This window comes from Mycobacterium sp. NGS54 (assembly GCF_059812465.1).
In genome coordinates, this window is record NZ_JCALCS010000007.1 from 130,977 (window position 1) to 154,627 (window position 23,651).

29 protein-coding genes are annotated in these 23,651 nt (G+C 68.9%); 15 read left to right on the forward strand and 14 right to left on the reverse strand.

Annotated features, from left to right (window positions below):
- Positions 1-11: 11 nt before the first annotated feature.
- Entirely contained in the window at positions 12-950 is a 939-nt protein-coding gene (locus AC5Y5E_RS22790; protein ID WP_499905721.1) for a prephenate dehydrogenase, read from the forward strand.
- Here AC5Y5E_RS22790 and AC5Y5E_RS22795 read toward each other — a convergent pair.
- The 5 genes from AC5Y5E_RS22795 to AC5Y5E_RS22815 are packed head-to-tail and all read right to left on the reverse strand — an operon-like array spanning position 913 to position 4,960.
- Positions 913-1,509, reverse strand: coding sequence for a putative glycolipid-binding domain-containing protein (locus AC5Y5E_RS22795; protein ID WP_499905234.1), 597 nt, complete (start codon positions 1,507-1,509; stop codon positions 913-915). The genes AC5Y5E_RS22790 and AC5Y5E_RS22795 overlap by 38 nt on opposite strands.
- Before the next feature lie 4 nt (positions 1,510-1,513).
- Entirely contained in the window at positions 1,514-2,260 is a 747-nt protein-coding gene (locus AC5Y5E_RS22800; RefSeq protein ID WP_499905236.1) for an ABC transporter permease, read from the reverse strand.
- The gene (locus tag AC5Y5E_RS22805; RefSeq protein WP_499905237.1) at positions 2,257-2,943 is read right to left on the reverse strand and encodes an ABC transporter permease; all 687 of its coding nucleotides are present in this window, start codon (positions 2,941-2,943) and stop codon (positions 2,257-2,259) included. The genes AC5Y5E_RS22800 and AC5Y5E_RS22805 overlap by 4 nt, the downstream gene beginning before the upstream one ends.
- Positions 2,944-2,945: 2 nt before the next feature.
- Complete coding sequence (locus AC5Y5E_RS22810) at positions 2,946-4,037, reverse strand: ABC transporter ATP-binding protein (protein ID WP_499905238.1); 1,092 nt, start codon at positions 4,035-4,037, stop codon at positions 2,946-2,948.
- Positions 4,034-4,960 (reverse strand): ABC transporter substrate-binding protein, encoded by a 927-nt coding sequence (locus AC5Y5E_RS22815; RefSeq protein ID WP_499905239.1) that lies wholly within the window; start codon positions 4,958-4,960, stop codon positions 4,034-4,036. The genes AC5Y5E_RS22810 and AC5Y5E_RS22815 overlap by 4 nt, the downstream gene beginning before the upstream one ends.
- A 103-nt stretch (positions 4,961-5,063) precedes the next feature.
- Between AC5Y5E_RS22815 and AC5Y5E_RS22820 the strand changes: the two genes are divergently transcribed.
- Positions 5,064-5,417, forward strand: coding sequence for a LapA family protein (locus AC5Y5E_RS22820; protein WP_499905241.1), 354 nt, complete (start codon positions 5,064-5,066; stop codon positions 5,415-5,417).
- A 12-nt stretch (positions 5,418-5,429) separates the two neighbouring features.
- Here AC5Y5E_RS22820 and AC5Y5E_RS22825 read toward each other — a convergent pair whose 3' ends face one another.
- A complete protein-coding gene (locus tag AC5Y5E_RS22825; RefSeq protein ID WP_499905722.1) occupies positions 5,430-6,476 on the reverse strand; it encodes a phosphotransferase family protein in 1,047 nt (348 codons plus the stop codon).
- A gap of 64 nt (positions 6,477-6,540) precedes the next feature.
- A complete protein-coding gene (locus tag AC5Y5E_RS22830; RefSeq protein WP_499905724.1) occupies positions 6,541-7,179 on the reverse strand; it encodes a histidine phosphatase family protein in 639 nt (212 codons plus the stop codon).
- A gap of 77 nt (positions 7,180-7,256) precedes the next feature.
- Between AC5Y5E_RS22830 and AC5Y5E_RS22835 the strand changes: the two genes are divergently transcribed.
- The 6 genes from AC5Y5E_RS22835 (at position 7,257) to AC5Y5E_RS22860 (ending at position 12,674) form a co-directional block, all read left to right on the forward strand.
- Complete coding sequence (locus AC5Y5E_RS22835; RefSeq protein WP_499905242.1) at positions 7,257-7,925, forward strand: class I SAM-dependent methyltransferase; 669 nt, start codon at positions 7,257-7,259, stop codon at positions 7,923-7,925.
- Between the two features lie 76 nt (positions 7,926-8,001).
- Positions 8,002-9,033 carry a phosphotransferase family protein gene (locus AC5Y5E_RS22840; protein ID WP_499905244.1) on the forward strand — a complete coding sequence of 344 codons (1,032 nt, stop codon included), beginning with the start codon at positions 8,002-8,004 and terminating at the stop codon, positions 9,031-9,033.
- 1 nt (position 9,034) lies between these two features.
- Positions 9,035-9,799: an SDR family NAD(P)-dependent oxidoreductase gene (locus AC5Y5E_RS22845; protein ID WP_499905245.1), complete on the forward strand. Its 765-nt coding sequence runs from the start codon at positions 9,035-9,037 to the stop codon at positions 9,797-9,799.
- A 19-nt stretch (positions 9,800-9,818) separates the two neighbouring features.
- A complete protein-coding gene (locus AC5Y5E_RS22850) occupies positions 9,819-11,102 on the forward strand; it encodes an acyl-CoA dehydrogenase family protein (protein ID WP_499905247.1) in 1,284 nt (427 codons plus the stop codon).
- Positions 11,083-11,703 (forward strand): TetR/AcrR family transcriptional regulator, encoded by a 621-nt coding sequence (locus tag AC5Y5E_RS22855; RefSeq protein ID WP_499905248.1) that lies wholly within the window; start codon positions 11,083-11,085, stop codon positions 11,701-11,703. Before AC5Y5E_RS22850 ends, AC5Y5E_RS22855 begins: the two co-directional genes overlap by 20 nt.
- Positions 11,703-12,674, forward strand: a complete 972-nt coding sequence (locus tag AC5Y5E_RS22860; protein ID WP_499905249.1) for an NADPH:quinone oxidoreductase family protein — start codon at positions 11,703-11,705, stop codon at positions 12,672-12,674. Before AC5Y5E_RS22855 ends, AC5Y5E_RS22860 begins: the two co-directional genes overlap by 1 nt.
- 3 nt (positions 12,675-12,677) lie before the next feature.
- Here the strand turns inward: AC5Y5E_RS22860 and AC5Y5E_RS22865 are convergent, their stop codons facing one another.
- Complete coding sequence (locus AC5Y5E_RS22865) at positions 12,678-14,552, reverse strand: alkyl/aryl-sulfatase (RefSeq protein ID WP_499905251.1); 1,875 nt, start codon at positions 14,550-14,552, stop codon at positions 12,678-12,680.
- 172 nt (positions 14,553-14,724) lie between these two features.
- Here AC5Y5E_RS22865 and AC5Y5E_RS22870 point away from each other — a divergent pair, with 172 nt between their 5' ends.
- Positions 14,725-15,198, forward strand: a complete 474-nt coding sequence (locus AC5Y5E_RS22870; protein WP_499905253.1) for a lipoprotein LpqH — start codon at positions 14,725-14,727, stop codon at positions 15,196-15,198.
- Here AC5Y5E_RS22870 and AC5Y5E_RS22875 read toward each other — a convergent pair.
- The 5 genes from AC5Y5E_RS22875 to AC5Y5E_RS22895 all read right to left on the reverse strand — a co-directional run bounded on the left by AC5Y5E_RS22875 (position 15,195) and on the right by AC5Y5E_RS22895 (position 18,476).
- Complete coding sequence (locus AC5Y5E_RS22875; protein WP_499905255.1) at positions 15,195-16,709, reverse strand: sensor histidine kinase; 1,515 nt, start codon at positions 16,707-16,709, stop codon at positions 15,195-15,197. The two genes, AC5Y5E_RS22870 and AC5Y5E_RS22875, sit on opposite strands and share 4 nt — an antisense overlap.
- Positions 16,687-17,391 (reverse strand): two-component system response regulator TcrX, encoded by a 705-nt coding sequence (tcrX, locus tag AC5Y5E_RS22880; protein ID WP_499878882.1) that lies wholly within the window; start codon positions 17,389-17,391, stop codon positions 16,687-16,689. The genes AC5Y5E_RS22875 and tcrX overlap by 23 nt, the downstream gene beginning before the upstream one ends.
- Before the next feature lie 149 nt (positions 17,392-17,540).
- Positions 17,541-17,696 carry a hypothetical protein gene (locus AC5Y5E_RS22885; protein WP_499878122.1) on the reverse strand — a complete coding sequence of 52 codons (156 nt, stop codon included), beginning with the start codon at positions 17,694-17,696 and terminating at the stop codon, positions 17,541-17,543.
- A 34-nt stretch (positions 17,697-17,730) separates the two neighbouring features.
- Complete coding sequence (locus AC5Y5E_RS22890; protein WP_499878123.1) at positions 17,731-17,976, reverse strand: hypothetical protein; 246 nt, start codon at positions 17,974-17,976, stop codon at positions 17,731-17,733.
- 86 nt (positions 17,977-18,062) lie between these two features.
- Entirely contained in the window at positions 18,063-18,476 is a 414-nt protein-coding gene (locus AC5Y5E_RS22895) for an MmcQ/YjbR family DNA-binding protein (protein ID WP_499905257.1), read from the reverse strand.
- 99 nt (positions 18,477-18,575) lie between these two features.
- Here AC5Y5E_RS22895 and AC5Y5E_RS22900 point away from each other — a divergent pair, with 99 nt between their 5' ends.
- A complete protein-coding gene (locus tag AC5Y5E_RS22900) occupies positions 18,576-19,409 on the forward strand; it encodes a hypothetical protein (protein WP_499905258.1) in 834 nt (277 codons plus the stop codon).
- Positions 19,410-19,421: 12 nt separating this feature from the next.
- Here the strand turns inward: AC5Y5E_RS22900 and AC5Y5E_RS22905 are convergent, their stop codons facing one another.
- Complete coding sequence (locus AC5Y5E_RS22905) at positions 19,422-20,366, reverse strand: class I SAM-dependent methyltransferase (RefSeq protein WP_499905259.1); 945 nt, start codon at positions 20,364-20,366, stop codon at positions 19,422-19,424.
- Between the two features lie 103 nt (positions 20,367-20,469).
- Between AC5Y5E_RS22905 and AC5Y5E_RS22910 the strand changes: the two genes are divergently transcribed.
- From AC5Y5E_RS22910 to AC5Y5E_RS22930, 5 genes are read left to right on the forward strand one after another with little or no spacing between them, the layout of a single operon-like run.
- Entirely contained in the window at positions 20,470-20,817 is a 348-nt protein-coding gene (locus AC5Y5E_RS22910) for a nuclear transport factor 2 family protein (protein ID WP_499905260.1), read from the forward strand.
- 47 nt (positions 20,818-20,864) lie between these two features.
- The gene (locus tag AC5Y5E_RS22915; RefSeq protein ID WP_499905725.1) at positions 20,865-21,863 is read left to right on the forward strand and encodes a phosphotransferase family protein; all 999 of its coding nucleotides are present in this window, start codon (positions 20,865-20,867) and stop codon (positions 21,861-21,863) included.
- Between the two features lie 19 nt (positions 21,864-21,882).
- Positions 21,883-22,407, forward strand: coding sequence for a hypothetical protein (locus tag AC5Y5E_RS22920; protein ID WP_499905262.1), 525 nt, complete (start codon positions 21,883-21,885; stop codon positions 22,405-22,407).
- 38 nt (positions 22,408-22,445) lie between these two features.
- Positions 22,446-23,066: an Rv1289 family protein gene (locus tag AC5Y5E_RS22925; protein ID WP_499905263.1), complete on the forward strand. Its 621-nt coding sequence runs from the start codon at positions 22,446-22,448 to the stop codon at positions 23,064-23,066.
- A 43-nt stretch (positions 23,067-23,109) separates the two neighbouring features.
- The gene (locus AC5Y5E_RS22930; RefSeq protein WP_499905264.1) at positions 23,110-23,634 is read left to right on the forward strand and encodes a GNAT family N-acetyltransferase; all 525 of its coding nucleotides are present in this window, start codon (positions 23,110-23,112) and stop codon (positions 23,632-23,634) included.
- Positions 23,635-23,651 lie beyond the last annotated feature (17 nt).

Here is a 23,651-nt window from a genome sequence, read left to right on the forward strand (position 1 = left end):
CTCCCGTCTGCGTGATCGGGCTGGGCCTGATCGGCGGCTCCATCATGCGGGCCGCCACCGCGGCCGGTCGCGACGTGTTCGGCTACAACCGATCGGTCGAGGGCGCGCAGGCGGCCACCGCCGACGGCTTCGACGCCAGCACCGACCTCACCAAGACCCTGACCCGGGCCGCCGACGCCGGCGCGCTGATCGTCCTGGCCGTGCCGATGCCGGCGCTGGCCGGCATGCTCGCGCATGTCGGCGAGCTCGCCCCGCACTGCCCGCTGACCGACGTCACCAGCGTCAAGAGCGCGGTCGTCAATGAGGTCGCCGCGGCCGGCCTGCTGGAACGCTTCGTCGGCGGTCACCCTATGACGGGCACCGCCGACTCGGGCTGGGCCGCCGGCTACGCCGGGCTGTTCACCAGGGCCCCATGGGTGATCAGCGTGGACGACCACGTCGATCCGGTCGTGTGGTCCATGGTGATGACGCTGGCGCTGGACTGCGGCGCGCTGGTGGTCCCGGCCAAGTCGGACGAGCACGACGCCGCGGCGGCCGCCATCTCGCACCTGCCCCACCTGCTGGCCGAGGCGCTGGCGGTGACCGCGGGTGAGGTCCCGCTGGCGTTCGCGCTGGCGGCCGGCTCGTTCCGGGACGGCACCCGGGTCGCCGGCACCGCCCCCGACCTGGTCCGGGCGATGTGCGAAGGCAACTCCGAGCAGCTGCTCCCGGCCGTCGATCAGGTCATCGAATTGCTGCGCCGCGCCCGCGAGTCGCTGGCCAGCCACAACTCGCTGGCCGATCTCATCGACGCGGGCCATGCCGCGCGCACCCGGTACGACAGCTTCCCGCGGTCCGACATCTTTACCATCGTCATCGGCGAGGAGAAGTGGCGCGAGGAACTGGCCGCCGCGGGCCGCGCGGGCGGGGTGATCAGATCCGCTCTGCCAAGCTTGGATAGTCCACGATGAAGCCGTCCGCGTCGACGCTCACGGTGGTGTCGGCGACCGGCGAGCGCAACTTGATTCCGTCGAGACGGCCCTCGCTGGTGTAGCTCACGGTCGCCGCGGTGACGGACATGTCCGGCACGTTCACGTAGACCATCGGCAGCGTCACCATGTCCGCGCGTTCGTGCAGCGCGAGGCGCCGGATCGGCAGCGCGTTGAAGAACGGGCTGAACACCACGTCGACGTCGAGTGCGCCGTTGTATCCGGCGCGCCGCTCGCCCTGGTGGTCGGTGATCAGCCACATGTTTTCCTCGTCGCGGGCGATGGATAGCACGCGCTCGCGTTCGGCCAGCGTCACGGTCAGGCCGAGCCGCTTGGTGGCGCCGGTCTCGTCGGTCTGCAGGTCGTAATAGGCGCCGAACGCCGGGTTGGTCGGGGTGGCGGCGGCCACGATGCGCCCGTTGGCCCTGATCCGCTTGTTGGACAGCTGGATTCGTACCGATTCCATGCGCGAGATGTCCTGCGCGCGCCAGGTCAACATCGCCTGCCACACGCGCCGGGGGTCAGAGGGGGCTGCGTTCACGCTTCTACCGTAAAACTTGTCCACCGACGGCGGCAGGTTTGTCCGGAAGTGCGGTGGGCGTCACGCGGTCGCGCCGACGCACGGGCCCACGTAACCGGCCGGTACCGGGCGCCGACGCCCACACCGCGAGCGCCAACAGGCCGTCGAGGATCAGCGCCAACGCGGCCACCATCAACGCGCCGACCAGCGCGAGCTGGAACTGCCGTTCCTTGATCCCGTCGATCAGGTATCGGCCCAGACCGCCGAGGCTCGCGTAGGCGGCGACGGTTGCGGTGGCGACCACCTGCAGGGTCGCGCTGCGCAGCCCGCCCAGGATCAGCGGCAGTGCGTTGGGGATCTCCGCGCGAAGCAGCACCTGCGCCTCCGTCATGCCCATCGCGCGGGCGGCATCGACGACCGTGGGCTCGACGTTGGCGATACCCGCATAGGTGCCGGCCAGCAGCGACGGGACGCCCAGCAACATCAGTGCGACCAGCGGCGGCCCCAAACCCAGGCCGAACAGCAGCACGCCCAGCAGCAGCACACCCAGCGTGGGCAGGGCGCGCAGTCCGTTGACGGCGCCGACGACCAGAAGCGTGCCGCGGCCGGTGTGCCCGATGATCAGCCCGATCGGGACGGCGATCAGCGCCGACGCGCCCACCGCGATCGCGGTGTATTCCAGATGCTCCAGGATCCGCGCCGCCAGCCCGACGGGACCGGCCCAGTTGTCCGCGGTCAGGAGGTAGGAGAGGGCCTGCTGCACAAAGCTCATCGCGCTCCGCCCACCACCGGGGCCACCACCGACCGGCGGCGCGGGGTGCGCCCGGCCCGTTCCCACGGCGTGGCCAGACGGCCCGCCACGACGATGAGCGCGTCGATGGCGATCGCCAGCACGAACAGTGCGACGATGCCGGCGACGATCTGATCGCTCTTGTCGGTCTGGTACCCCTCGGTGAACCAGGTGCCCAGGCCGCCGATGCCGATCACCGAACCGACCGAGACCATCGCGATGTTCGTCACCACTACCACGCGCAGCCCGGCGACGAGCACCGGAATGGACAGCGGCAGTTCGACTCTCAGCATCCGCTTGAGCCCCGGGTAGCCGATGGCGGTGGCGGCGTCGCTGATCTGGGCGGGCACCGCGTCCAGCGCCTCGAGCACCGCCCGCACCAACAGCGCGGCGGTGTAGGCCGTCAGCGCCACCATGACGTTGGCCTCGTCGAGGATCCGGGTTCCGATGATCGTCGGCAACACCACGAACAGCGCCAGCGACGGGATGGTGAACACCACGCTGGCCGTCGCCGTCGTCAGCCGCCGGGCAATCGGCGCGCGCTGCACCAGCACGCCCAGCGGCACCGCGATCGCCAACCCGATCACGACCGGCACCAACGACAGCCGCAGATGGACCACGGTCAGGGCCCAGGCGTCGTCCAGGTGGGTGAGTAGGTAGTGCATGCCTAGGCCCTTCGCCGGGCTTCCACCACGGCCAGCACGTCGGCGGCCAGCACGCCGCCGATGAGCTTGCCCCCGTCGTCGACGGCCACCCCCAGGCCCGACGGCGACGACAGCGCGGCGTCGAGCGCGTGGCTGAGGTTGCCGTCGGGGCGGAACACTGACCCGACGCCGCCCATGCTGTCGGGCAGCGACGCGCCCGCGCGGTGCTTGCGCAGGCCTTCGGCGTCGATCCAGCCCACCGGGGCGCCCGCCGCGTCGACCACCACAGCCCAGCCGGCGGGCGGCCCGGCCTCGGGGAGGCTGGCCTCGGCGATCCGCTCGATGTCGTGCAACGGCAACCCGTCCGCGCCCATCAGCTGCAACCAGCGGTAGCCACGGCCGAGACCGATGAACCGGGCGACGAATTCGTTGGCCGGGCGCGACAGCAGTTGCGCGGGTTCGTCGTACTGCTGCAGCACGCCGTCGGAGAACACCGCTATCCGTTCGCCGAGGCGCAGCGCCTCGTCGATGTCGTGCGTGACGAACACGGTGGTCTTGTGCAATTCGCTTTGCAGACGCAGTATTTCGTTCTGCAGCTCGTGGCGCACCACCGGGTCGACGGCGGAGAACGGCTCGTCCATCAACAGGATCGGCGGGTCCGCGGCGAGCGCGCGCGCCACGCCGACGCGCTGTTGTTCCCCGCCGGAGAGCTGGGCAGGGTAGCGGGTGGCGATCTTGGCGTCCAACCCGACGCGCTCGAGCACCCCGTAGGCGACCTTGCGGGCGTCCCGGCGGGATCGGCCCTTGAGCACCGGAACCGTTGCCACGTTGTCGATTACGCGCTGATGCGGCATCAGGCCGGCGTGCTGGATGACGTAGCCGATCCCCAGGCGCAGCCGCACCGGGTTGACGGTCGAGACGTCCGCCCCGTTGACGGTTATCCTGCCGGAGGTCGGTTCGATCATCCGGTTGATCATCCGTAACGCCGTGGTCTTGCCGCTACCCGAAGACCCGACGAATACCGTCAATTCGCCGTTGGGTACCACCAGGCTGAGCTGGTCGACCGCGGTCGTCCCGTCGGCGAACACCTTGGTGACATTGTCGAATACGATCAACGCGGTTGGCCGATCGGGCGATTGAAGCCGTTGTCGCGCACCCAGTTTCGCGCCGCCTGGTTGGGATCGATGCCGGAATTGCCCGATACCGCGGCGTTTAAGCCGGCCAGGCCGGCGGTGGTCAGCTTAGCCGAGACCGCGTCCAGCACGTCCTTGAGACGGTCCGATTTCTTCTGCGAATTCACCAGCGGCACAATGTTGCCGGCCAGGAAGTTGTGCTGCGGGTCCTCGAGCGCCACCAGATGATTCTGCAGGATCGCCGGCGAGGTGCTGAAGATGTTCGCGGCCGTCACCTTGCCCCCCACCAATGCGCGCACGGTGACCGCGCCGCCGCCGTCGTTGATCGCGACGAAGTTGCCCGGGGCGATGTTGAGTCCGTACTTCTGGCGCAGACCCGGCAACCCGGACGGGCGCGTCTCGAACGCCGAGGGCGCCCCGAACCGGACGTCCGGCGAGTGCGCCGCCAGGTCGCCGATCGTCTTGAGGTTCCAGTCGCGGGCCGTGCCGCTTGTGACGGTGACCGTGTCGGTGTCCGAAGCCGGCGACGGCGTCAGGATGGACAGGTCACCGGGCAGCTTCTTGTACAGCTCCAGCTCGACGTCGTCGAGCATGGTCGCGGTGGAGTCGGGAGCGAAGTACAACAGCAGGTTGCCGATGTATTCGGGCACCAGGTCGATGGAATGATCCTTCAGCGCAGGCACGTACGTCTCCCTGCTGCCGATGCCCATACGCCGGCCGATCTCGAAGCCGTTGGCCTGCAACGCTTCCGCGTAGATCTCAGCGACGATCTCCGATTCGGGAAAGTCACCGGAGCCGACCACGATGGATCTCGGGCTGCGCGTCTGCGCTCCCAGCGGATCGGAGTTGCTGCACGCCGCGACCAGGCATATCGCGGCCAGCAGCGCCGCCGCCCGCGTCCTCATACCGCTGACACTAACGGCAGAAGCGCTGCGGCGCCGAGGGGTCGCACGGGTGGTTTTGGGTGGATTTGTTTCAATCTGCGCAGGATGGGACAAAGATGACAGTATGAGCGGCCAAATCCCTGCCACGCCTCCCCCGCCTCCCCCGCCGCCGCCGGATCCACAACACGGCGCGATGGCCAAGGAACCGGCCATCGGGTTCACCCGCGCCGGCGCCCTGTGGACTTCCCTGATCGCCGGGTTCCTGATCCTGATCCTGTTGCTGATCTTCATCGCTCAGAACACGGATTCGGCGGCGTTTGCGTTCTTGGGCTGGCGCTGGAGCCTGCCGCTGGGTGTGGCCATCCTGCTGTCGGCGGTGGTGGGCGGCCTGATCACGGTGGCGGCCGGCACCGCGCGGATCATTCAGCTGCGCCGCGCCGCGAAGAAGCATCACGCGGCGGCACACTCGACACCCTGAGGGCGCGAGGGATCAGCCGGGCAGCTTGGCGAGCTCCGCGAGGCCGCGGGAGATCAGCGGCGCGACCACCTCCGGCGTGTGCTCGGATTCTTTCCCGCTGGCCAGGTCCGACATGCGCCGTCGGAAGTCGATGCCGGCCGCGATGATGGCCAGCTTGAAATAGGCCAGCGCCATGTAGAACTCCCAATGCGCCAGCGGCAGCCCGGCCACCAGCGAGTAGCGGTCGGCCAGCTCGTCGGCCGTCGGCAACAGCGGCGACGTCCACGCGGCCTGCGCGTTGACGATCAGGTCCAGCGCCGGGTCGCGGTAGACGCACATCAGGGCGGCGTCGGACAGCGGGTCCCCGAGGGTCGAGAGCTCCCAGTCCACGACCGCGCGGACCTTCGTCGGGTCGTCGGCGTCGAGGATGGTGTTGTCGATCCGGTAGTCGCCGTGCACGATCGAGGTCCGGCTCTGCTGCGGGATGGATTGGCTTAGGCCCGAATGCAGGCGTTCGACGTCGGCGTCGCGGTGGTCGTCGGGCAGCCGCACCAGCTCCCACTGCGAACCCCAGCGCCGCACCTGGCGCTCCAGGTAACCGCTGGGCTTGCCAAAGTCGGCCAGTCCCACGGCGTTCGGGTCGACGCTGTGGAGATCGACGAGCACCCGGATCAGCGAGTCGACGCAGGCGTCGATGACGGTGTGACTGAACGCTTCGAGCTGCGCGCGCCGCCGCACCACCTGACCGGCAACGAATTCGACGATCTGAAACGGCGCGCCCAGCACCGAGTCGTCCTCGCACAGCGCGATCGTGCGCGCCACCGGAACGGGCGTCTCCTGCAGCGCGGCGACGACCTTGTATTCGCGGGCCATGTCGTGGGCCGAGGGTGTCAGGCCGTGCAGCGGCGGGCGCCGCACCAGCCAGCTGGTCGCGTCGTCGTACACCCGGAACGTCAGATTCGAGCGGCCGCCGGAGATGAACTCGCCCCGCAGCTCGCCGTCGCGGCCTATCCCGAGCGAACGCAGGTACCGGTCCAGCGAGGCCAGGTCGAGCCCGTCGAGTCGGTCAACTGAAGTCACTCGAACTTGTTTACCACCGCTGATGTCGGTCACCTTCACCACCGCCGGATTGCCCGACTCCACCTCAGGCCGTTCCATGGCCTGCATTGTCGCCGAGCGGCCGCTGATTTCTAGGAAGCAGGTCCCACACGTGTTCGACCGTGTTGATTCCGGCCACCGTCGCCTGACCGGTCCGCGAGAACAGCAGCCGGGTCACCGACGCGTAGTCGACGGGGAAGGACAACAACCGCCTGGTGCCCAGGATCTCGTGCAGCAGGACGTTGATCACCCCGCCATGGCTGAACACCGCGACCGTGTCCTCCGGGTCGGCGGCGGCGACGAGGTCGTCGACCCCCGCGCGGACGCGCGCGCGAAACGCGTCCTCGTCGACCGCGCTGGGCAGATGCCCCTCGGCCAGGCGGGCCCATTCCTCCGGCCGTTCCGCCTTGATCTGCTCGACGGGGATGTAGACCGGAAGGTCGCGGTCGTATTCGGCGAATCGGTCGTCGATCTCGACAGGCAGCCGGCGGGTGGCCGCCACGGGTTCGGCGGTCTGGACGGCGCGCCGCTGCGGGCTGCTCACCACCCGCGCGATGGGAAACCGCGCGAGCGCGTCGGGCAGGCGCTCGACCTGCGCCCACCCCTGCTCGGACAGGTCCGGGTCGGAGCCCTCGCCGTGTTCGCTGCGCAGCGGTAACGCGTGCCGGACCAGCAGCACTTGCATGTTTGTTCCCGTCGTCGGATGGTGGGCAGCGCCCAGTTTCTCATCGCGCCCCGCGACGCCGGCCTCGAGGAGGAGAGATGACACAACCGCAGATGGATTGGGACGCTGCATACCGGCAAGAAACTCCGCCGCCGTGGAGCATCGGCCGTCCGCAGCCCGAGCTCGCGGCGCTGATCGACGAAGGCAAGATCCGCAGCGAGGTCCTGGACTCCGGCTGCGGGCACGCCGCCCTGTCGCTCGCCCTCGCCGCGCGCGGCCACACCGTCGTGGGCCTGGACGCCAGCGCTACCGCGGTCGAGGCCGCGGCCGCCGCAGCCGCCGAACAAGGCCTGACGACAGCGACTTTCGCGCAGGCCGACGTCACCAGCTTCGGGGGCTACGACGGTCGGTTCGCCACGATCCTGGACAGCGGCCTGTTCCATGCGCTGCCGCCGGAGCGCCGCCAGGACTATCTGCAGTCGATCTTTCGGGCCGCGGCGCCGGGAGCCGCGCTGTACATCCTGGCGTTCGCCGCGGGGGCCCTGGGCCCGCAGGGCGCAGACCGGCCCGGCCCGCGCGGCTTCACCGAGATCGAGCTGCGCGACGCGGTCGCGAAGCTGTGGCACATCGACGACATCCGCCCCGCCAAGCTCTACGGCAACGCCGGCGCCCTCGCGGCTGCCGGTGACCCGTTGCCCGACGTCGAACACGACGGCGAGGGCCACTTCATGGCGCCGGGCTTCCTGCTGAGCGCCCACAAGCCGTGACAATGACGGCACTCCAAGGCTTCCGGACACCTGCGGAGAATGCTATTCTCCGCACGGAGATTGGGGTGTGCAGCCTATGGCCAGTGTCAGCGAGACCCAACTGGACCCGAGCGTCCTTGCCCGTTGGCTGGATGCGAGCCGCGCGCCGGGCGCCGGCGAGCAACCGGTGCTGGAGCAGCTCAAAGGCGGCTCCCAGAACACCCTGTACCTGATCGAGCGCGGCGGTGAGCGCATGGTGCTGCGGATGCCGGGCGCCCGCGCCGACGCGGCCCGCATCGACGGCTTGCTCCGCGAGATCCGGTTGGTTCGCGCGCTGTCGGGCACCGACGTGCCACACGCGGCGCTGATCGCCGCGGACGACACCGGCACCGTGCTGGGCATGCCGTTCTACCTGATGCAGGCGATCGACGGGTGGAGCCCGGTGGACGGCGGGTGGCAGGCGCCGTTCGACACCGACCTGGAGGCCCGCCGTGGGTTGGCGTTCCAGTTGGTCGAGGGCGCCGCCAAGCTGGGCCGGGTGGACTGGCGCGCGCAAGGACTCGAGGGCTTCGGTCGCCCGGACGGATTCCACGAACGACAGGTCGATCGCTGGCTGAAGTTCCTCGACGCCTACAAGGTGCGCGAGCTGCCCGGACTGCACGAGGCCGCCGACTGGCTGCGCGACAACCGGCCCTCCCACTACAAGCCGGGCATCATGCACGGCGACTACCAGTTCGCCAATGTGATGTTCGCGCACGGGGCGCCGGCGCGGCTGGCCGCGATCGTGGACTGGGAGATGACGACGGTCGGCGATCCGCTGCTGGATCTCGCGTGGGCGCTGCTGGGCTACGACGGCGAGGAGCCCAGCACCGACGGCTTTTACCTGGACATGCGCGGCATGCCGAGGCGCAGCGAATTGCTCGAGCACTACGAGAAGATCAGCGGGCTGTCCACCGAGAACATCGACTATTACCTGGTGCTGGCCAACTGGAAGCTCGGCATCGTGCTGGAGAAGACCTACGCGGCGGGGGTCAAGACCGGAAAGGTCGACCCGACCATTCAGGATACATTCGGGGCGATGATCCCGCGGCTCATCGCCACCGCGGCCGAGCTCGCCGGGGCGCGCTGAAATGGGCTACGCGGAACAGCTTTTCGACCTCACCGATCGCGTCGTGCTGATCACCGGCGGCAGCCGCGGACTGGGACGCGAGATGGCGTTCGCCGTCGCCAACTGCGGGGCCGACGTGGTGATCGCCAGCCGCAACATGGACAACTGCGTGTCCACCGCCAAGGAGATCGAGGCCGAGACCGGCCGCTCCGCCATGCCCTATCAGGTGCATGTGGGGCGCTGGGACCAGCTCGACGGCCTGGTCGAGGCCACCTACGAGCGGTTCGGCAAGGTCGACGTGCTGATCAACAACGCGGGCATGTCGCCGCTGTACGACAAACTGACCGACGTCACCGAGAAGCTCTTCGACGCGGTGCTCAACCTGAACCTCAAGGGGCCCTTCCGGTTATCGGCATTGGTGGGCGAGCGGATGGTCGCGGCGGGGCGCGGGTCGATCATCAACGTGAGCACGGCGGGATCGTTGCGCCCTGCCCCGGACATCGTTCCCTACGCCTCGGCCAAGGCGGGCCTGAACGCCATGACCGAAGCGTTGGCCAAGGCGTTCGGGCCGGACGTGCGGGTCAACACCCTGATGGCGGGGCCGTTCCTGACCGACGTGAGCAAGGCGTGGAACCTCGAGGCGGCCGACGGCAAGCCGTTCAGGCATCTGGCGTTGCAGCGCGCCGGCGACCCGCGCGAAATCGTCGGCGCCGCACTATTTCTGGCGTCCGACGCCTCCAGTTTCACCACCGGTTCGATCCTGCGGGCCGACGGCGGAATCCCTTAAAGCGATTAGGAGCATTCGAATGTCTTGGGACTTTTCCACCGAACCGGAGTTCGAAAAAAAACTGGACTGGATCCGCGAGTTCGTGCACGAGGAGGTGGAACCCCTCGAGGTGCTGTTCCCCGGCTGCGAATTCCTGACGCTCAATGACGAGCGCCGCCGCATCGTCGATCCGCTCAAGCAGCAGGTTCGCGACAACGGTTTGTGGGCACCGCATTTGGGGCCCGAACTCGGCGGGCAGGGGTTCGGGGCGGTCAAGCTCACGCTGATCAACGAGATCCTCGGCCGCAGCCCGTGGGCGCCGATCGTGTTCGGGACGCAGGCGCCGGATACCGGCAACGCGGAGATCATCGCCCGCTTCGGAACGCAGGACCAAAAGGACCGCTATCTGGCCGGGCTGCTGTCCGGGGAGATCTTTTCCTGCTTCTCGATGACCGAGCCGCAGGGCGGCGCGGACCCGCGGGTCTTCACCACCCGAGCGGTCCGCGACGGCGACGACTGGATCATCACTGGGCGAAAGTACTTCTCCTCCAATGCGTCCGTCGCCTCGTTCTTCATCGTCGTCGCGATCACCGACCCCGACGTGCCCGTCCACCAGGGCGCCTCGACGTTCCTGATCCCGGCCGGCACCCCGGGCCTGAACGTGGAGGCCAACCACCACCTCGTCGGCGCCGACCCGCACGAGCCCGGGCATTCCCTGGTCCGGTACGACGGGGTGCGCGTGCCGTCCGACGCGTTGCTCGGCGAGCCCGGGCAGGGCTTCCTGATCCTGCAGACCCGCCTGGCCGGCGGGCGGCTGCACCACGCGATGCGCTCGATCGGGATGGCGCAGCGCGCCGTCGAGATGATGTCGCGGCGCGCGAAAAGCCGCTTCACCCAGGGCAGCTCGCTGGCGGACAAGCAGCTGGTGCAGGAGTTCGTCGCCGATTCCTATACGGAGTTGATCCCGTTCCGGCTGACCGTCCTGCACGCCGCGTGGCTGATCGACACCGGCGACGAGCGCGCCGCCCGCGCCGAGATCGCCGCCTGCAAGATCCTGGCGTCGCAGGTACTCAAATCGATTGCGCTGCGGGCGATTCAGGTCCACGGCGCCCTGGGTCTCACCGACCAGCTGCCGCTGGTCAACGTGCTGCTCGGCGGCATCGCGCTCGGGCTGGCCGACGGTCCCACCGAGGCGCACAAGGTGAACCTGGCGCGGATGCTGCTCAAGGGCTACGAGGCCGAAGAGGGCGACTGGCCGAGCGAGATGCTGGATGTCCGGCGCGAGGCGGCCCGCGCCAAATACGGTGAGCTCGTTGACCAGTAGCCGGGTCACCGCGGCGGTCGAGCGCGCCCTGGACGACCGGCAGCGCGAGGCGACCGAGGAGGTCGAGCGCATCCTGGCCGCGGCGGTGCGGGTGATGGAACGCGTGGCGCCCGAGGAGCCGCGGGTCAGCGACATCGTCGCCGAGGCCGGCTCGTCGAACAAAGCGTTCTACCGGTATTTCGCCGGCAAGGACGACCTCATCCTGGCGGTCATGGAACGTGGCGTGGCGATTGTCGTGTCCTACCTGCAGCACCAGATGGGCAAGGATTCCAAGCCGCAGGACCAGATCGCGCGCTGGATCGAGGGCACGCTGGCACAGGTCGCCGACCCGCAGCTGATCCGCAAGAGCCGCGCGGCGGCCGGTCAGATGTCACCCGCCAACTGGCGCGCCGTCGACCAGGAGATGATGGGCCCCCTGCGGGACCTGCTGGTCGACCCGGTCACGGAGCTGGGCAGCGCCGACGTCGACCGCGACGTCGAGGCGGTGTTCTGTTGCACGGCGGCGACGATGCGGCGATACGTGGGGTCGGCCGACCGGCCGGGTCGCGACGACATCGCACACGTCGTCCGGTTTTGCCTGCGCGGCTTGGGGGTCGAGTGATGCGCGCCGCCGTGTGCCGTTCCTACGGCACGCCGGAGGATTTGGTCATCGACGACGTCCCCGACCCCGTTCCCGGGCCCGGCCAGCTGGTGGTTCGGGTGCACGCCGCGGCGGTCAACTTCCCGGACGTGCTGTTGATCGCCGGCAAATATCAGGTCAAGATCCCGGTGCCGTTCGTTCCGGGCAGCGAGCTCGCCGGAGAGGTGATGGCGGTCGGCGTCGGCAGCGCGTTTCGCCCGGGGCAGCGGGTCTGCGCGACCACCCCGACCGGTGCGTTTGCCGAGCAGGCGCTGCTCGACTCGGGATCGGCCGCGCTCATCCCCGACGGCGCCGACTTCGCGTCGGCCGCGGCGTTCGGTGTCACCTACCGCACCGCGTATCACGCGCTGCGCTCGATTGCCGGAGTGGCGCAGGGTGATTGGGTGGTCGTGCTGGGCGCCGCCGGTGGCGTGGGGCTGGCGGCCGTCGACCTGGCGGTGGCCATGGGGGCGCGGGTGCTTGCCGCGGCGTCCAGCCCGGAAAAGCTCGAGCTGTGCCGGCGGCGCGGCGCCGAGGCCACCGTCGACTACGACCGCGAAGACCTCAAGTCGCGCATCCGCGAGCTCACCGGCGACGCCGCCCGGGCGGTCCTCGACCCCGTCGGCGGGCCGTATGCGGAGCCCGCGCTGCGGGGCCTGGCCCGGGGCGGCACCTTCATCACCCTCGGCTACGCCTCGGGCACCATCCCGGCCATCCCGCTGAACCTGGTCCTGCTCAAGGGGATAACCGTGCGCGGCATGGAGATCCGCACCTTCATGGGCGACCGGCCCGACGACGCGGCGCGCGACATGCGGGAGCTGGCGGAGATGTTCGCCGCCGGCACCATCCGGCCCTACATCGGGGCACGGTTCGCCCTGTCCGAAACCGCGGCCGCTTTGCGGCATGTTGCCGAGCGAAAGGTGCTGGGCAAGGTCGTCATCGACGTCTGCTGAGGGCTACGGCGTGACGATGTTGAAGGCCGGGTCGGGCCGGTCAAGCGCACCGAGGAAGGCCTGCAGCGCCGACTGGTCCCCCGAGACGTCCAGCCCGGGCGAGGAGAAATCGCCCGTCGCCGCGGCCAGTAACCGTAACTTGCTGTCCGCCTTGACCGTAACGGTCGCCGTCGCCGGGTCGGCCGCGACTCGGCGATACACGAGCACGCCGTTGCGCAGGGTGAGCCGGTAGTTGGTGGCCGCGTCGGCGAAGCTGATGTCCAGGGCGATGTCGAGGTCCCAGCTGCGCGGGCCGTTGACGGCGATGGCGAGGCTGTCGAAGATCTGCTCCGGCGTCAGCTGGGAAAGCATGGTCGGAGAGGCGACTTGCGCCGCGGTGCCGAAGTTGCCGTCGCGCAGTTCGGCGGCCCCGCTCAGGAAGAAGTTGCGCCACGTGGCGTTCTCGGCGCCGTAGGCCAGCTGTTCCAGCGTGTCGGAGTACAGCGCGCGGGCGGCCGCGTGCCCGCTGTCGGTGAAGATGGCGTGATCGAGCAGCGTTGCCGCCCAACGGAAGTCACCGGCGTCGAAAGCGGCCTGGGCGAGCTCGACAACCCGGTCGATGCCGCCCATCGCGTCGACATAGCGGGGGGCGATCGCCTCCGGCGGATGGGGCCACAGCCGCCCGGGATTGCCGTCGAACCAACCCATGTAGCGCTGGTAGACCGCCTTGACGTTGTGGCTCACCGAGCCGTAATACCCGTGGGTGTGCCACGCCCGCTCCAGAGCGGGCGGCATCCGAAACGCCTCGGCGATCTCGACGCCGGTGTGCCCCTGGTTGAGCAGCCGCAGCGTCTGGTCGTGCAGGTAGGCGTACAGATCGCGTTGCAGCGAAAGGAATTCGACGATGGCCTCCCGGCCCCAGGTGGGCCAGTGGTGGGAGGCGAACACGACGTCCGCGCGATCGGCGAAGGTGTCGATGGCCTCGGTGAGGTAGCCCGACCAGGCGTGCGGGTCACGCACCAGCGCGCCGCGCAGGGTTAACAGGTTGTGCAGGTTGTGGGTGGCGTTCTCGGCCATGCACAGCGCGCGGAGCCGCGGGAAATAGAAGTGCATTTCGGCCGGCGCCTCGGTGCCGGGCGCCATCTGGAACTCGATCTCCACGCCGTCGATGGTGTGCTTCTCGCCGGTCTCGCGGATGTCGAGGGTCGGCACGATGATGCCGATCTCGCCGGTGGACGCGGCCTGACCCAGCCCGCAACCCACGTGGCCCCGCGGTCCGCGCTCCAGCATGGAGCCGTACATATAGGTCGCGCGGCGGGTCATCGCCGGGCCCGCATAGACGTTCTCCTGAACGGCGTGCGCGGTGAAGCCCTCCGGCGCCAGCACCGCCACCGCGCCGCTGTCCACGGCTGCCTGCGTGGTGACACCCAGCACGCCGCCGAAGTGATCGACGTGGCTGTGGGTGTAGATCACCGCGATGACGGGGCGATCCCCGCCGCGGTGGGTGCGATACAGCGCCAGCGCCGCCGCCGCGACCTCGGTGGAGATCAGCGGGTCGATGACGATGACGCCGGTGTCGCCCTCGACGAAGGTGATGTTCGAGATGTCCAGGCCGCGGACCTGGTAGATGCCCGGCACCACCTCGTAGAGGCCCTGCTTGGCGGCCAGGGTCGACTGGCGCCACAGGCTCGGGTGCACGGACGTCGGCGCGTCACCCCCGAGGAAGGAGTAGGCGTCGTTGTCCCACACCACGCGGCCGTCGGCCGCCTTGATGACGCACGGGGACAGGGCCGCGATGAAGCCGCGATCGGCGCTCTCGAAGTCCCTCGTGTCCGCGAATGGCAGGGCGTGTTTGCGATGGGCCGACTCGATGACGGCGGCCGGGGGCTTGTGGTCCACGGCAACACAGTGCCATCAATGCGCCCTCCGGAGGAAGGACGCGGGCGGAGCTGGCGGGTTAACCGGAGCGAAACAATTTCGGCCAACCTCTTTTCTGCGGATCGGCAAACCCGCATACTGCCTTGACGGTTCTTAATGTGGAGAGCCGCAACGATCGGGCAAAGGAGAACAGGTGAAGCGTGGACTGACTGTCGCGGTGGCCGGTGCGGCGATTTTGGCCGCGGGCATTTCCGGGTGTTCGAGCAACAAGTCGAGCACGAGCGGTAGTGCGAACGGCACGTCGGTTGCGGTTGCCACCCCGGGAAGCGGCGCGGCTGCGCCGACGGTGACCATCGACGGCAAGAACCAGAACGTGACCGGCTCCGTCGTGTGCACGACGGTCGGCGGCAACACGACCATCGCGGTCGGTGGTGCGGCGACCGGCATCTCCGTCGTGCTCGCCGGTGACAACACGGTGAAGTCCGTCGGACTCGGCAACGTCAACGGCGTGACGCTCGCGTACGCGCAGGGCTCCGGCCAGGGCAACGCCTCGGCGACCAAGAACGGCAACACCTACAAGGTCACCGGCACCGCCACCGGGGTAGACATGGCCAACCCGATGCAACCGGTGAACAAGCCGTTCGAAATCGACGTGACTTGCTCCTAACTCAGTGATGCGGGCGGTTGCCACCCGTTGAGTGGCAACCGCACCGTGAACTCGGTGTGACCGGGTGCGCTGTCGACCGTGATGGTCCCGTTGTGCGCCTTGACGACAGCGGAGACGATCGCCAAGCCCAGCCCCGTGCTGCCGCCTTTGCGCGAGCGCGAGGAATCGCCGCGGGCGAACCGCTCGAACACCTCGGACTGCAGCCCCGCCGGGATGCCGGGGCCGTTGTCGATGACCTGCAGCACGGTCTGCGCCGGCTCGCTGCTCAACCGCGTCGTCACGACGGTGCCGGGCGCGGTGTGCACGCGCGCGTTGGCCAGCAGGTTCGTCAGCACCTGCTGCAGGCGCGCCGCGTCACCGGTGACGACCACCGGCTCCTCGGGCAGGTCCAGCTCCCACTGGTGCTCCGGCCCGGCGACGTGCGCGTCGCTGACGGCGTCGACCGCCAGGCGCGACAGGTCCACCGGTTGCCGCTCCAGCGGCCGCCCGGAGTCCAGGCGCGCGAGCAACAGCAGGTCCTCGACGAGGCGGGTGATCCGCTCGGTCTCGGAAGCCACCCGGCTCATGGCGTGCGCGACGGCCTCGCGGTCGTCTCCCATGCGCTGGGTGAGCTCGGTGTACCCCCGGATCGCGGCCAGCGGCGTGCGCAGTTCGTGGCTGGCGTCGGCGACGAACTGGCGCACCCGGGTCTCGCTGGCCTGCCGCGCCGACAGCGCGGCCGCGATGTGATCGAGCATCCGGTTCAGCGCCGAGCCGAGCTGGCCCACCTCGGTGGCGGGGTTCGCGTCGGACTCGGCCACCCGCACCGGCAACTCGACCTCGCCGCGGTCCAACGGGAGCTCGACCACCTCGCTCGCGGTTTGCGCGACGCGGCGCAGCGGGGCCAGCGCCCGCCGGATGATGACGACGCCGGCGGTGGTCGCGGCGACCAGCGCGATCACCGTGACGATCCCGAGGATGACCAGCATCCGGATCATGGTGGCGTCGATGTTCGACATCGACAGGCCGGTGACGATGACGTCCCCGCCGCTGCGGCTCGGGGCGGCCACCACGCGGTATCGACCGAGTCCGTCGAGGTCGAGCGTCACCGCCCTGCGGCTGCCGGCGATGTGCTCCAGTTGCGTCTGCGCGGCCGGGGTCAATGCGGCCCGGGCGCCGTCGCTCGTCAGGTATCCCGCGTCGACGATCTTGCCGTCGGTGATCACCGCGGCGACCATGCCGGCCGGCTGGCCCGGGGCATCCAGGAACCGCGGGCCGGGGCCCGGTCGCGGATAGAAGTGCGACTCGTGGCGCCAGCCCGGGCGTTTCGGTTCGGGGTACATCAGCGCCGAGCGGTAGGAAGTTCCGGCGAGCTGCCCGTCGAGTTGTGCGACGAGGTGGTGCAGTAGCGCCAGTTCGGTCGCCGCGGTGATGCCGATGCAAACCACGGCGAGCATGACGATCTGGCCGACCAGCAGCCGGAGCCGAAGTGACCAGACCCGCCGCGTCCTAGCGGGCCGGCTTGAGGACATAGCCCGCGCCGCGCAGCGTGTGGATCATGGGTTCACGACCGTTGTCGATCTTCTTGCGCAGGTAGGAAATGTAGAGCTCGACGATGTTCGATCGCCCACCGAAGTCGTAACTCCACACCCGGTCCAGGATCTGGGCCTTGCTCAGCACCCGCTTGGAGTTGCGCATCATGAACCGCAACAGCTCGAACTCGGTGGAGGTCAACGAGATTGGTTCGCCCGCGCGGCTCACCTCGTGGCTGTCCTCGTCCAGCACCAAGTCGCCGACCACCAGTTGCGCCCCGCTGTCGACGGTGGTCACCCCGGTGCGACGAAGAAGCGCCCGCAGCCGCAGTACCACCTCTTCGATGCTGAAGGGTTTGGTCACATAGTCGTCGCCGCCCGCGGTCAGGCCGGCGATGCGGTCTTCCACCGCGTCCTTGGCCGTCAGCAGCAGTACCGGCAGCTGCGGATTGTCCTCGCGCAGTTTGTGCAGCACGTCCAGGCCGCTCATGTCGGGGAGCATCACGTCGAGGACGACCACGTCGGGCCGCTGGGCCCGGGCCGCCGCGATGGCCGACGATCCGTCGCCCGCGGTGGAGATCGTCCAGCCCTCGTATCGCAGGGCCATGGACACCATTTCGGCCAACACCGCTTCGTCGTCGACGACGAGCACATTGATCGGGTTGCCGTCCGCACGGCACATGACAACCCGCTCGACCGAGGCTCGGGACTGCGTCACAGCTTCCAGTATCCGCGCCCGACTGAGCCGACGCTATGCCGTTCCTTTGTGTGGCCTGTGAAAAGATCGCGTGACTGGCGAGCAGTCACGCGATCCGGCATCCCGGTGGATGGTTAGTACCAATACCGCCTGCCCGCGACCGGCCGGCCGACGGACCCGAGGATCCACAACACTGCGCCGATGACGAGCACGACGATGCCGATCTCCCATAGCAGCGGGAGGCTGAACACAAATCCGAGAATGAGTAGCACTATGCCGAGGATGATCATGACAACTTCCTTTTGTGAGGGGTCTTGGCCACTTCTAGACCACTGCTAGACCACTGGGCATTGAACTTGGCTGCGGGACATGGCAATCCTTGACTTTCGGATTCACGCCCGCGTAATTCAGGGGACCGGCGATTACCGTCAGTGCGATGTTTCCCGCAGTGACACAATTCGTTGCGCCGCCCTTGAAGTAGTCGCGCTGAAACGCCGCGAAAACCCCGATGAGCAGCCAGATCAGGACAACCGCGCCGATCACTCCGCGACCACCCATGGTGACCTCCATTTTGTTCGAGAAAATTTCTCGTGCGCCTAGCGTTACCCGTTGCACCCATGTCTAAACGTGGCCCCCAGTGCCGCTTTCGGGGCCAGTTACTGCGAATGCGCCGCGAGCCAGGCCTCCGCCCGCTTCCTCGACGCACGTGAAAGCCACGCGTCCTGGATCAGCTCGGCCAGTTCCGTCGTCGTGATCTCCGCCAGTCGGCCGGCCCGCACGAGGACCGAGGGATGCCCGTCGAAATGGCTGGTCGTGAAGAACGGCGACGCGGGATCCTGGACGAGCGCGAGCTTGTCGCTTTCCGACTCCACCCAGAGCATGATCACGTCGCCGTAGCGTTCGCCGGTGTCCGGGTCCGTCGCGTCGGGCTGCGGAGTGCGGAAGAACACGAACGACTTTCCGCCCACCTGATAGATGGGGTTGCCCTTAGGGCCTTCCATGCGCTTGACGTGTGGCATCGACGCGGCGATCCGATGCACGTCGCTCACCCGGGCCGGCCGATCAGCCATAACCGCGAGGTTACCGCGATGGGTAGCATGGCGAGCGGGGTTGCGGTGAAGGGGGATTGAAATGGGTTGCTCTCGGCGGAGCTCCCGAGGCGCGGCGCCGTGACCGACACCCTGTTCGCGGACGTCTCGGAATTCCAAGTGCCCGTGGACGATTCCTATCCGTACCGGGTGCTTTCCATCCGCGTCTGCGACGGCACCTATCGAGATCACAACTTCGCGGCCAACTACGCATGGCTGCGCGGGGCGTTGGACAGCGGACGCCTGACGTTCGGGATCGTGTACACCTACGTGCGGCCCAACTGGCTGGACAACGCCGACACCGTGCGCTCGATGATCGATGCCGCCGGCGGAATGCACCCACGGGTCGCGCTCATGCTCGACGTCGAAGCGGGCGGCAACCCGCCCGGCGACGGCTCGAGCTGGATCAACAGCCTGTACTGGAACCTGGCCGACTACGCCGGCTCACCCGCGCGGATCATCGGATACGCCAACGCTTATGACTTCTCCAACATGTGGCGGACGCGGCCCGCGGGCCTGCGGGTCATCGGCGCCGGCTATGGCTCCAACCCGAACCTGCCGGGTCAAGTCGCGCACCAGTACACCGACGGCACGGGCTTCAGCCCCAACCTGCCGCAGGGGTGTCCCCCCTTTGGCATTTGCGACATGAACTCCGCAGACGGGCTGACAGCGGAAGAATTTGCCGCCGCGTGCGGCATCGGTACGAACGGAGGATGGTTGATGGCGCTCACCGACGACGAACAAGCCGAGCTGCTGAGCAAGGTCCGCGACATCTGGGACCAACTGCGGGGGCCCGGCGGCGCGGGCTGGCCGCAGCTCGGCCAGAACAGCCAGGGCCAGGACCTGACACCGGTCGACGCGATCGCGGCGATCAAGCAAGACATCGAAGCATCGAAACAGGCAGCGACCCAATAGGGTTCGCTGCGCTCAATCCGCTCGCCGCCGCGCCGACACGTACAGGGTTGGCGGCATCGCGTTTTCGGTGCCCTGCGGAATGCTGCGGTCGTAGCGGGCCATCAGCTCCGCGAAGGTCGCCGCCGACACGTCCCAGCCGTGCTCGCGCAGCCACCCGTCGACGGGCGTGCGCTCCTCGGCGTACCAGAGGTCGTCGAAGTCGGTGACCTCCGTGTCGACCAGCCGCGCGGCCGCGGCGCGCAGGCGCTGCATGTCCTCGCGCTGACGGCGAACGAGGTCGGGGTCGGTGAAGCCGGCGCCGGGCACGTTGGAAGCGAGCCAACTGCCCGGCGCGCTGAGCGCATGGATGCGCTCGAACAGCAGGTCCTGCGCCTGCGCCGGCAGATAACGGACCAGGCCCTCGGCCGACCAGACCGCCGGCCGTGACGCGTCGAACCCCGCATCCTGCAACGCCTTTGGCCAATCCTGGCGCAGGTCGATCGCCACGTTGACCAGCTCCGCGTTCGGCTGGGCGCCGTGTTCGCGCAGCGTCGTGGATTTGAATTCCAGCACCTTGGGCTGGTCCAGCTCGTACACCACGGTGCCGTCGGGCCACGGCAGCCGCCAGGTGCGGGCGTCCAGGCCGGCGGCCAGGATCACCACCTGGCGAACGCCGGCGTCGGCCGCGCCCAGGAAGAATTCGTCGAAAAACGCTGTGCGCGTGGCCATGAAGTCGATCATCAGCTGGATTCGGCTCCGCACCTCCGGTTCCAGCTCGACCGCCTTGGCCAGCAGCTTGGGGTCGGCGTAGATGCTCCACATTCCCTCGCCCGCCGCGTCGACGAACACCCGCGCGAACGGGTCGTTGATGAGCGGGTTCTCGCTCGCGGTCTCGGCGGCCCGCGCCGCGGCGACGCCCAGCGCGGTGGCTCCCACGCTTTGCGTGATGTCCCAGGAATCATTCTCGGTGCGCGGCATCGCGGTTTCCCTCCCAAGCCCGAAGTCCGTTAGTTGTCCACACTATTGTTCCAGGGCTCCGGCGGCGACGGGCGCGAGCCGCGGGTGACCTACGCTTCATCCCATGACCCGTACGCCGCAGGAGATATTTGCCCACCACGGGCAGGCGCTCGGCGCAGGCAACCTGGACGAGATCGTCGTCGACTACTCCGAGGATGCCGTGCTCATCACCCCGGCCGGCGCGGCCCGCGGCAGGCACGGCGTCCGCCGGGCCTTCGCGAAGCTGCTCGATGATCTGCCCGACGCGGCGTGGGACCTCAAGAACCAGGTCTTCGAGGGCGACGTGCTGTTCCTCGAGTGGACGGCCGATTCGCGCCTCAACCGGGTCGACGACGGCGTCGATACCTTCGTGTTCCGCGACGGCATGATCTGGGCCCAGACCGTTCGCTACACCCCGCGGCCCAGGGGCTGAACGTGGAGCCCACCAACGTCGGGGCCCTCGATGCCGTGGCGGCATGGATGTCCGAGCAGGGGCTCGGCGAGGGTCCGCTCGAGGACGTCACCAACGTCACCGGCGGAACCCAGAACGTCATGCTGCGATTCACCCGGGCCGGTCGCCCCTACGTGCTGCGGCGTGGACCGCGGCACCTGCGCCCGCGCAGCAACAGCGTGATCCTGCGCGAGACGAAAGTCCTTGCGGCGCTGGCCGGCTCCGACGTGCCGCACCCGCACCTGATCGCCACCTGCGACGACACCAGCGTGCTCGGCGACGCCGTCTTCTACTTGATGGAGCCGGTCGACGGGTTCAACGCCGGCGAGGGACTGCCGCCCTTGCACGCCGGTGACGCGAGCGTGCGGTTCGGCATGGGCCTGTCGATGGCCGACGCCCTGGCGAGGCTCGGCGCCGTCGACCACGTCGCCGTCGGCCTCGCCGACTTCGGCAAGCCGGACGGCTTCCTCGAACGTCAGGTGCCGCGCTGGCTTTCCGAACTGGACTCCTACCGCGAGTACGACGGCTACCCCGGGCCCGACATCCCGGGGATCGCGGAAGTGTCCACCTGGCTGGAGCGCCGCCGACCGACGAGCTGGAGCCCCGGCATCATGCACGGCGACTACCACGCCGCCAACGTCATGTTTTCCCGTACCGGCCCCGAGGTGGTCGCCATCGTGGACTGGGAGATGTGCACGATCGGTGACCCGCTGCTCGACCTGGGCTGGTTGCTGGCGACCTGGCGCCAGCCCGACGGGTCCAGCGTGTTCAGCCACGCCCTGGGCGGTCAGGACGGGCTGGCCAGCACCGACGACCTGTTCCAGCGATACGCCGCCAACACCACCCGCGACCTGTCGAACATCACCTGGTACACGGTGCTGGCGTGCTTCAAGCTCGGCATCGTCATCGAGGGCACGCTGGCGCGCGCCTGCGCGGGCAAGGCCGAAAAGGAGGTCGGCGACCAACTCCACGCCGCCACGGTGCACCTTTTCGAGCGGGCGCTGACGCTTATCGGCGGCGAATCCTGACGCACTAACATCTCCCTTCGTGCCGCCCTACCCCGAGAACCCCGACTTCTACTCCGAGCCGACCCAGGCCGCCTACGGCGGTTACTACGACGAGCCGGCGTCCCAGCCGCCCGAGCCCCCGACCCCCTGGTTTCGCCGCCCGGCGGCGCTGGTCGCGGCCGGTGCGACCGGTGCGATCTTGCTCGGCCTCGCGGCGTACGCGGTGGTCAAGCTGGTCGCCGGATCGCCGTCGCCGGCCCCCACCGCCACGACCACACCCGCTCCGGCGACCACGAGCGCTCCAGCGGTGACCACCACCACGGAGCCCCCCCGTCACCACGGGGGCGGAGGCGGCGCACCGACCCAGACCGTCACCGAGACCGCCCCGCCGCCGAGCACGGACACGGGAACCCCGAGCACCGACACGGGCGCCCCGAGCACCGACACCCCGACGACGACGGTCCCGCCGAGCACGGTCACCGTGTCCCCGAGCACCGAAACCAGCACGGTCACCCAGACCGTGACCATCCCGCCGCGCCGGCTGCCGTTCCAACCGCGCCCATAACCAGGACACCTCGCGGGCTCGGCGGTTAGCCTCCAAGCGTGGACGTCGGGGATTCCGTCAGGCGCTCGCTCGACCACTGGGAACACCGCGAGTGGGACACAGCGATGCTGCACGCCTGCAACGCCGTCGACGGGACCTCGAAGAAGCGCTACCCGCAGCAGGGCGTCGCGACCCGATTCAAACGCACGATCCGGGACGCGCTGGACATCTTTCAGGTGATGGCGGCGCCGGGCATCGACTTCGAACAGAGCCGCTTCCCTATCGCGGTGAAGTCGGACATGCCCGACGGCCGCCCCGACATCGCCGACGTCCTGTACGGCGTGCACCGCTGGAGCCACGGCCACGACGACGAACTGCCCGAGGGTTTCGAGCTGACCCCGCACGGGCCGCGCCCGGCGGGAGTGCAGATCTGGCGAACCGGGAAGATCCAGCTGCCCGCGTCGACGGCGATCGGCCTGTTGGCGGTCGCGGTGTTCTCACCCGAGAACAAGGGCGAGGCCATCCCCGACGGCTACCAGCTCAGCTGGTACCAGTACGTCTTTCACATCGGCATGTGGTGGGGGTGGCAGGACCACTTCCGCGAGATCATCGCCACCGCCCAGATCCCGCGGACGACTCTCGACTTCGCCGAGTCCTGGGACGACTGGTCGCCGGTTTAAAGCCGAAGCCGCCCTGCGGCTTTGACGATGGAAGACTGCTGGCATGCAATCAATCGTGCGTCCGGCGTCCGCTCAGGACGCGGGCGCGTGCGTTGCGATTTACCGCCCGTACGTGCTGGAGACGGCGATCAGCTGGGAACTCGAAGTCCCGGCCGTAGCCGAGATGGCCGCGCGGATCACCGCGGCCCACGAATGGCTCGTCCTCGAACGCGACGATCGGGTCATCGGCTTCGCGTACGGGCACGCGCTCAATCGCATGCCGACCCACCGATGGTCGACCGAGACCGGGCTCTACGTGCACCCAGACCATCACCGCACCGGCGGCGGCCGCGCGCTCTACACGCGGCTACTGCACCGGCTCGCCGAGCGCGGCTATCGGCAGGCCTTCGCCGGCATCACCCAACCCAACGAGGCCAGCAACGGCTTCCATCGATCCTTCGGGTTCGAGGAGGCCGGGCTGTACCGGCGCGTGGAATGGAAGCACGGCCGCTGGCACGACGTCGCATGGATGCAACTGGACCTGGTCGGCTCGACCGACCACGAAGCGCCACCCAGCCCGATCGTCTGACCGAGCCGCCCTACCGC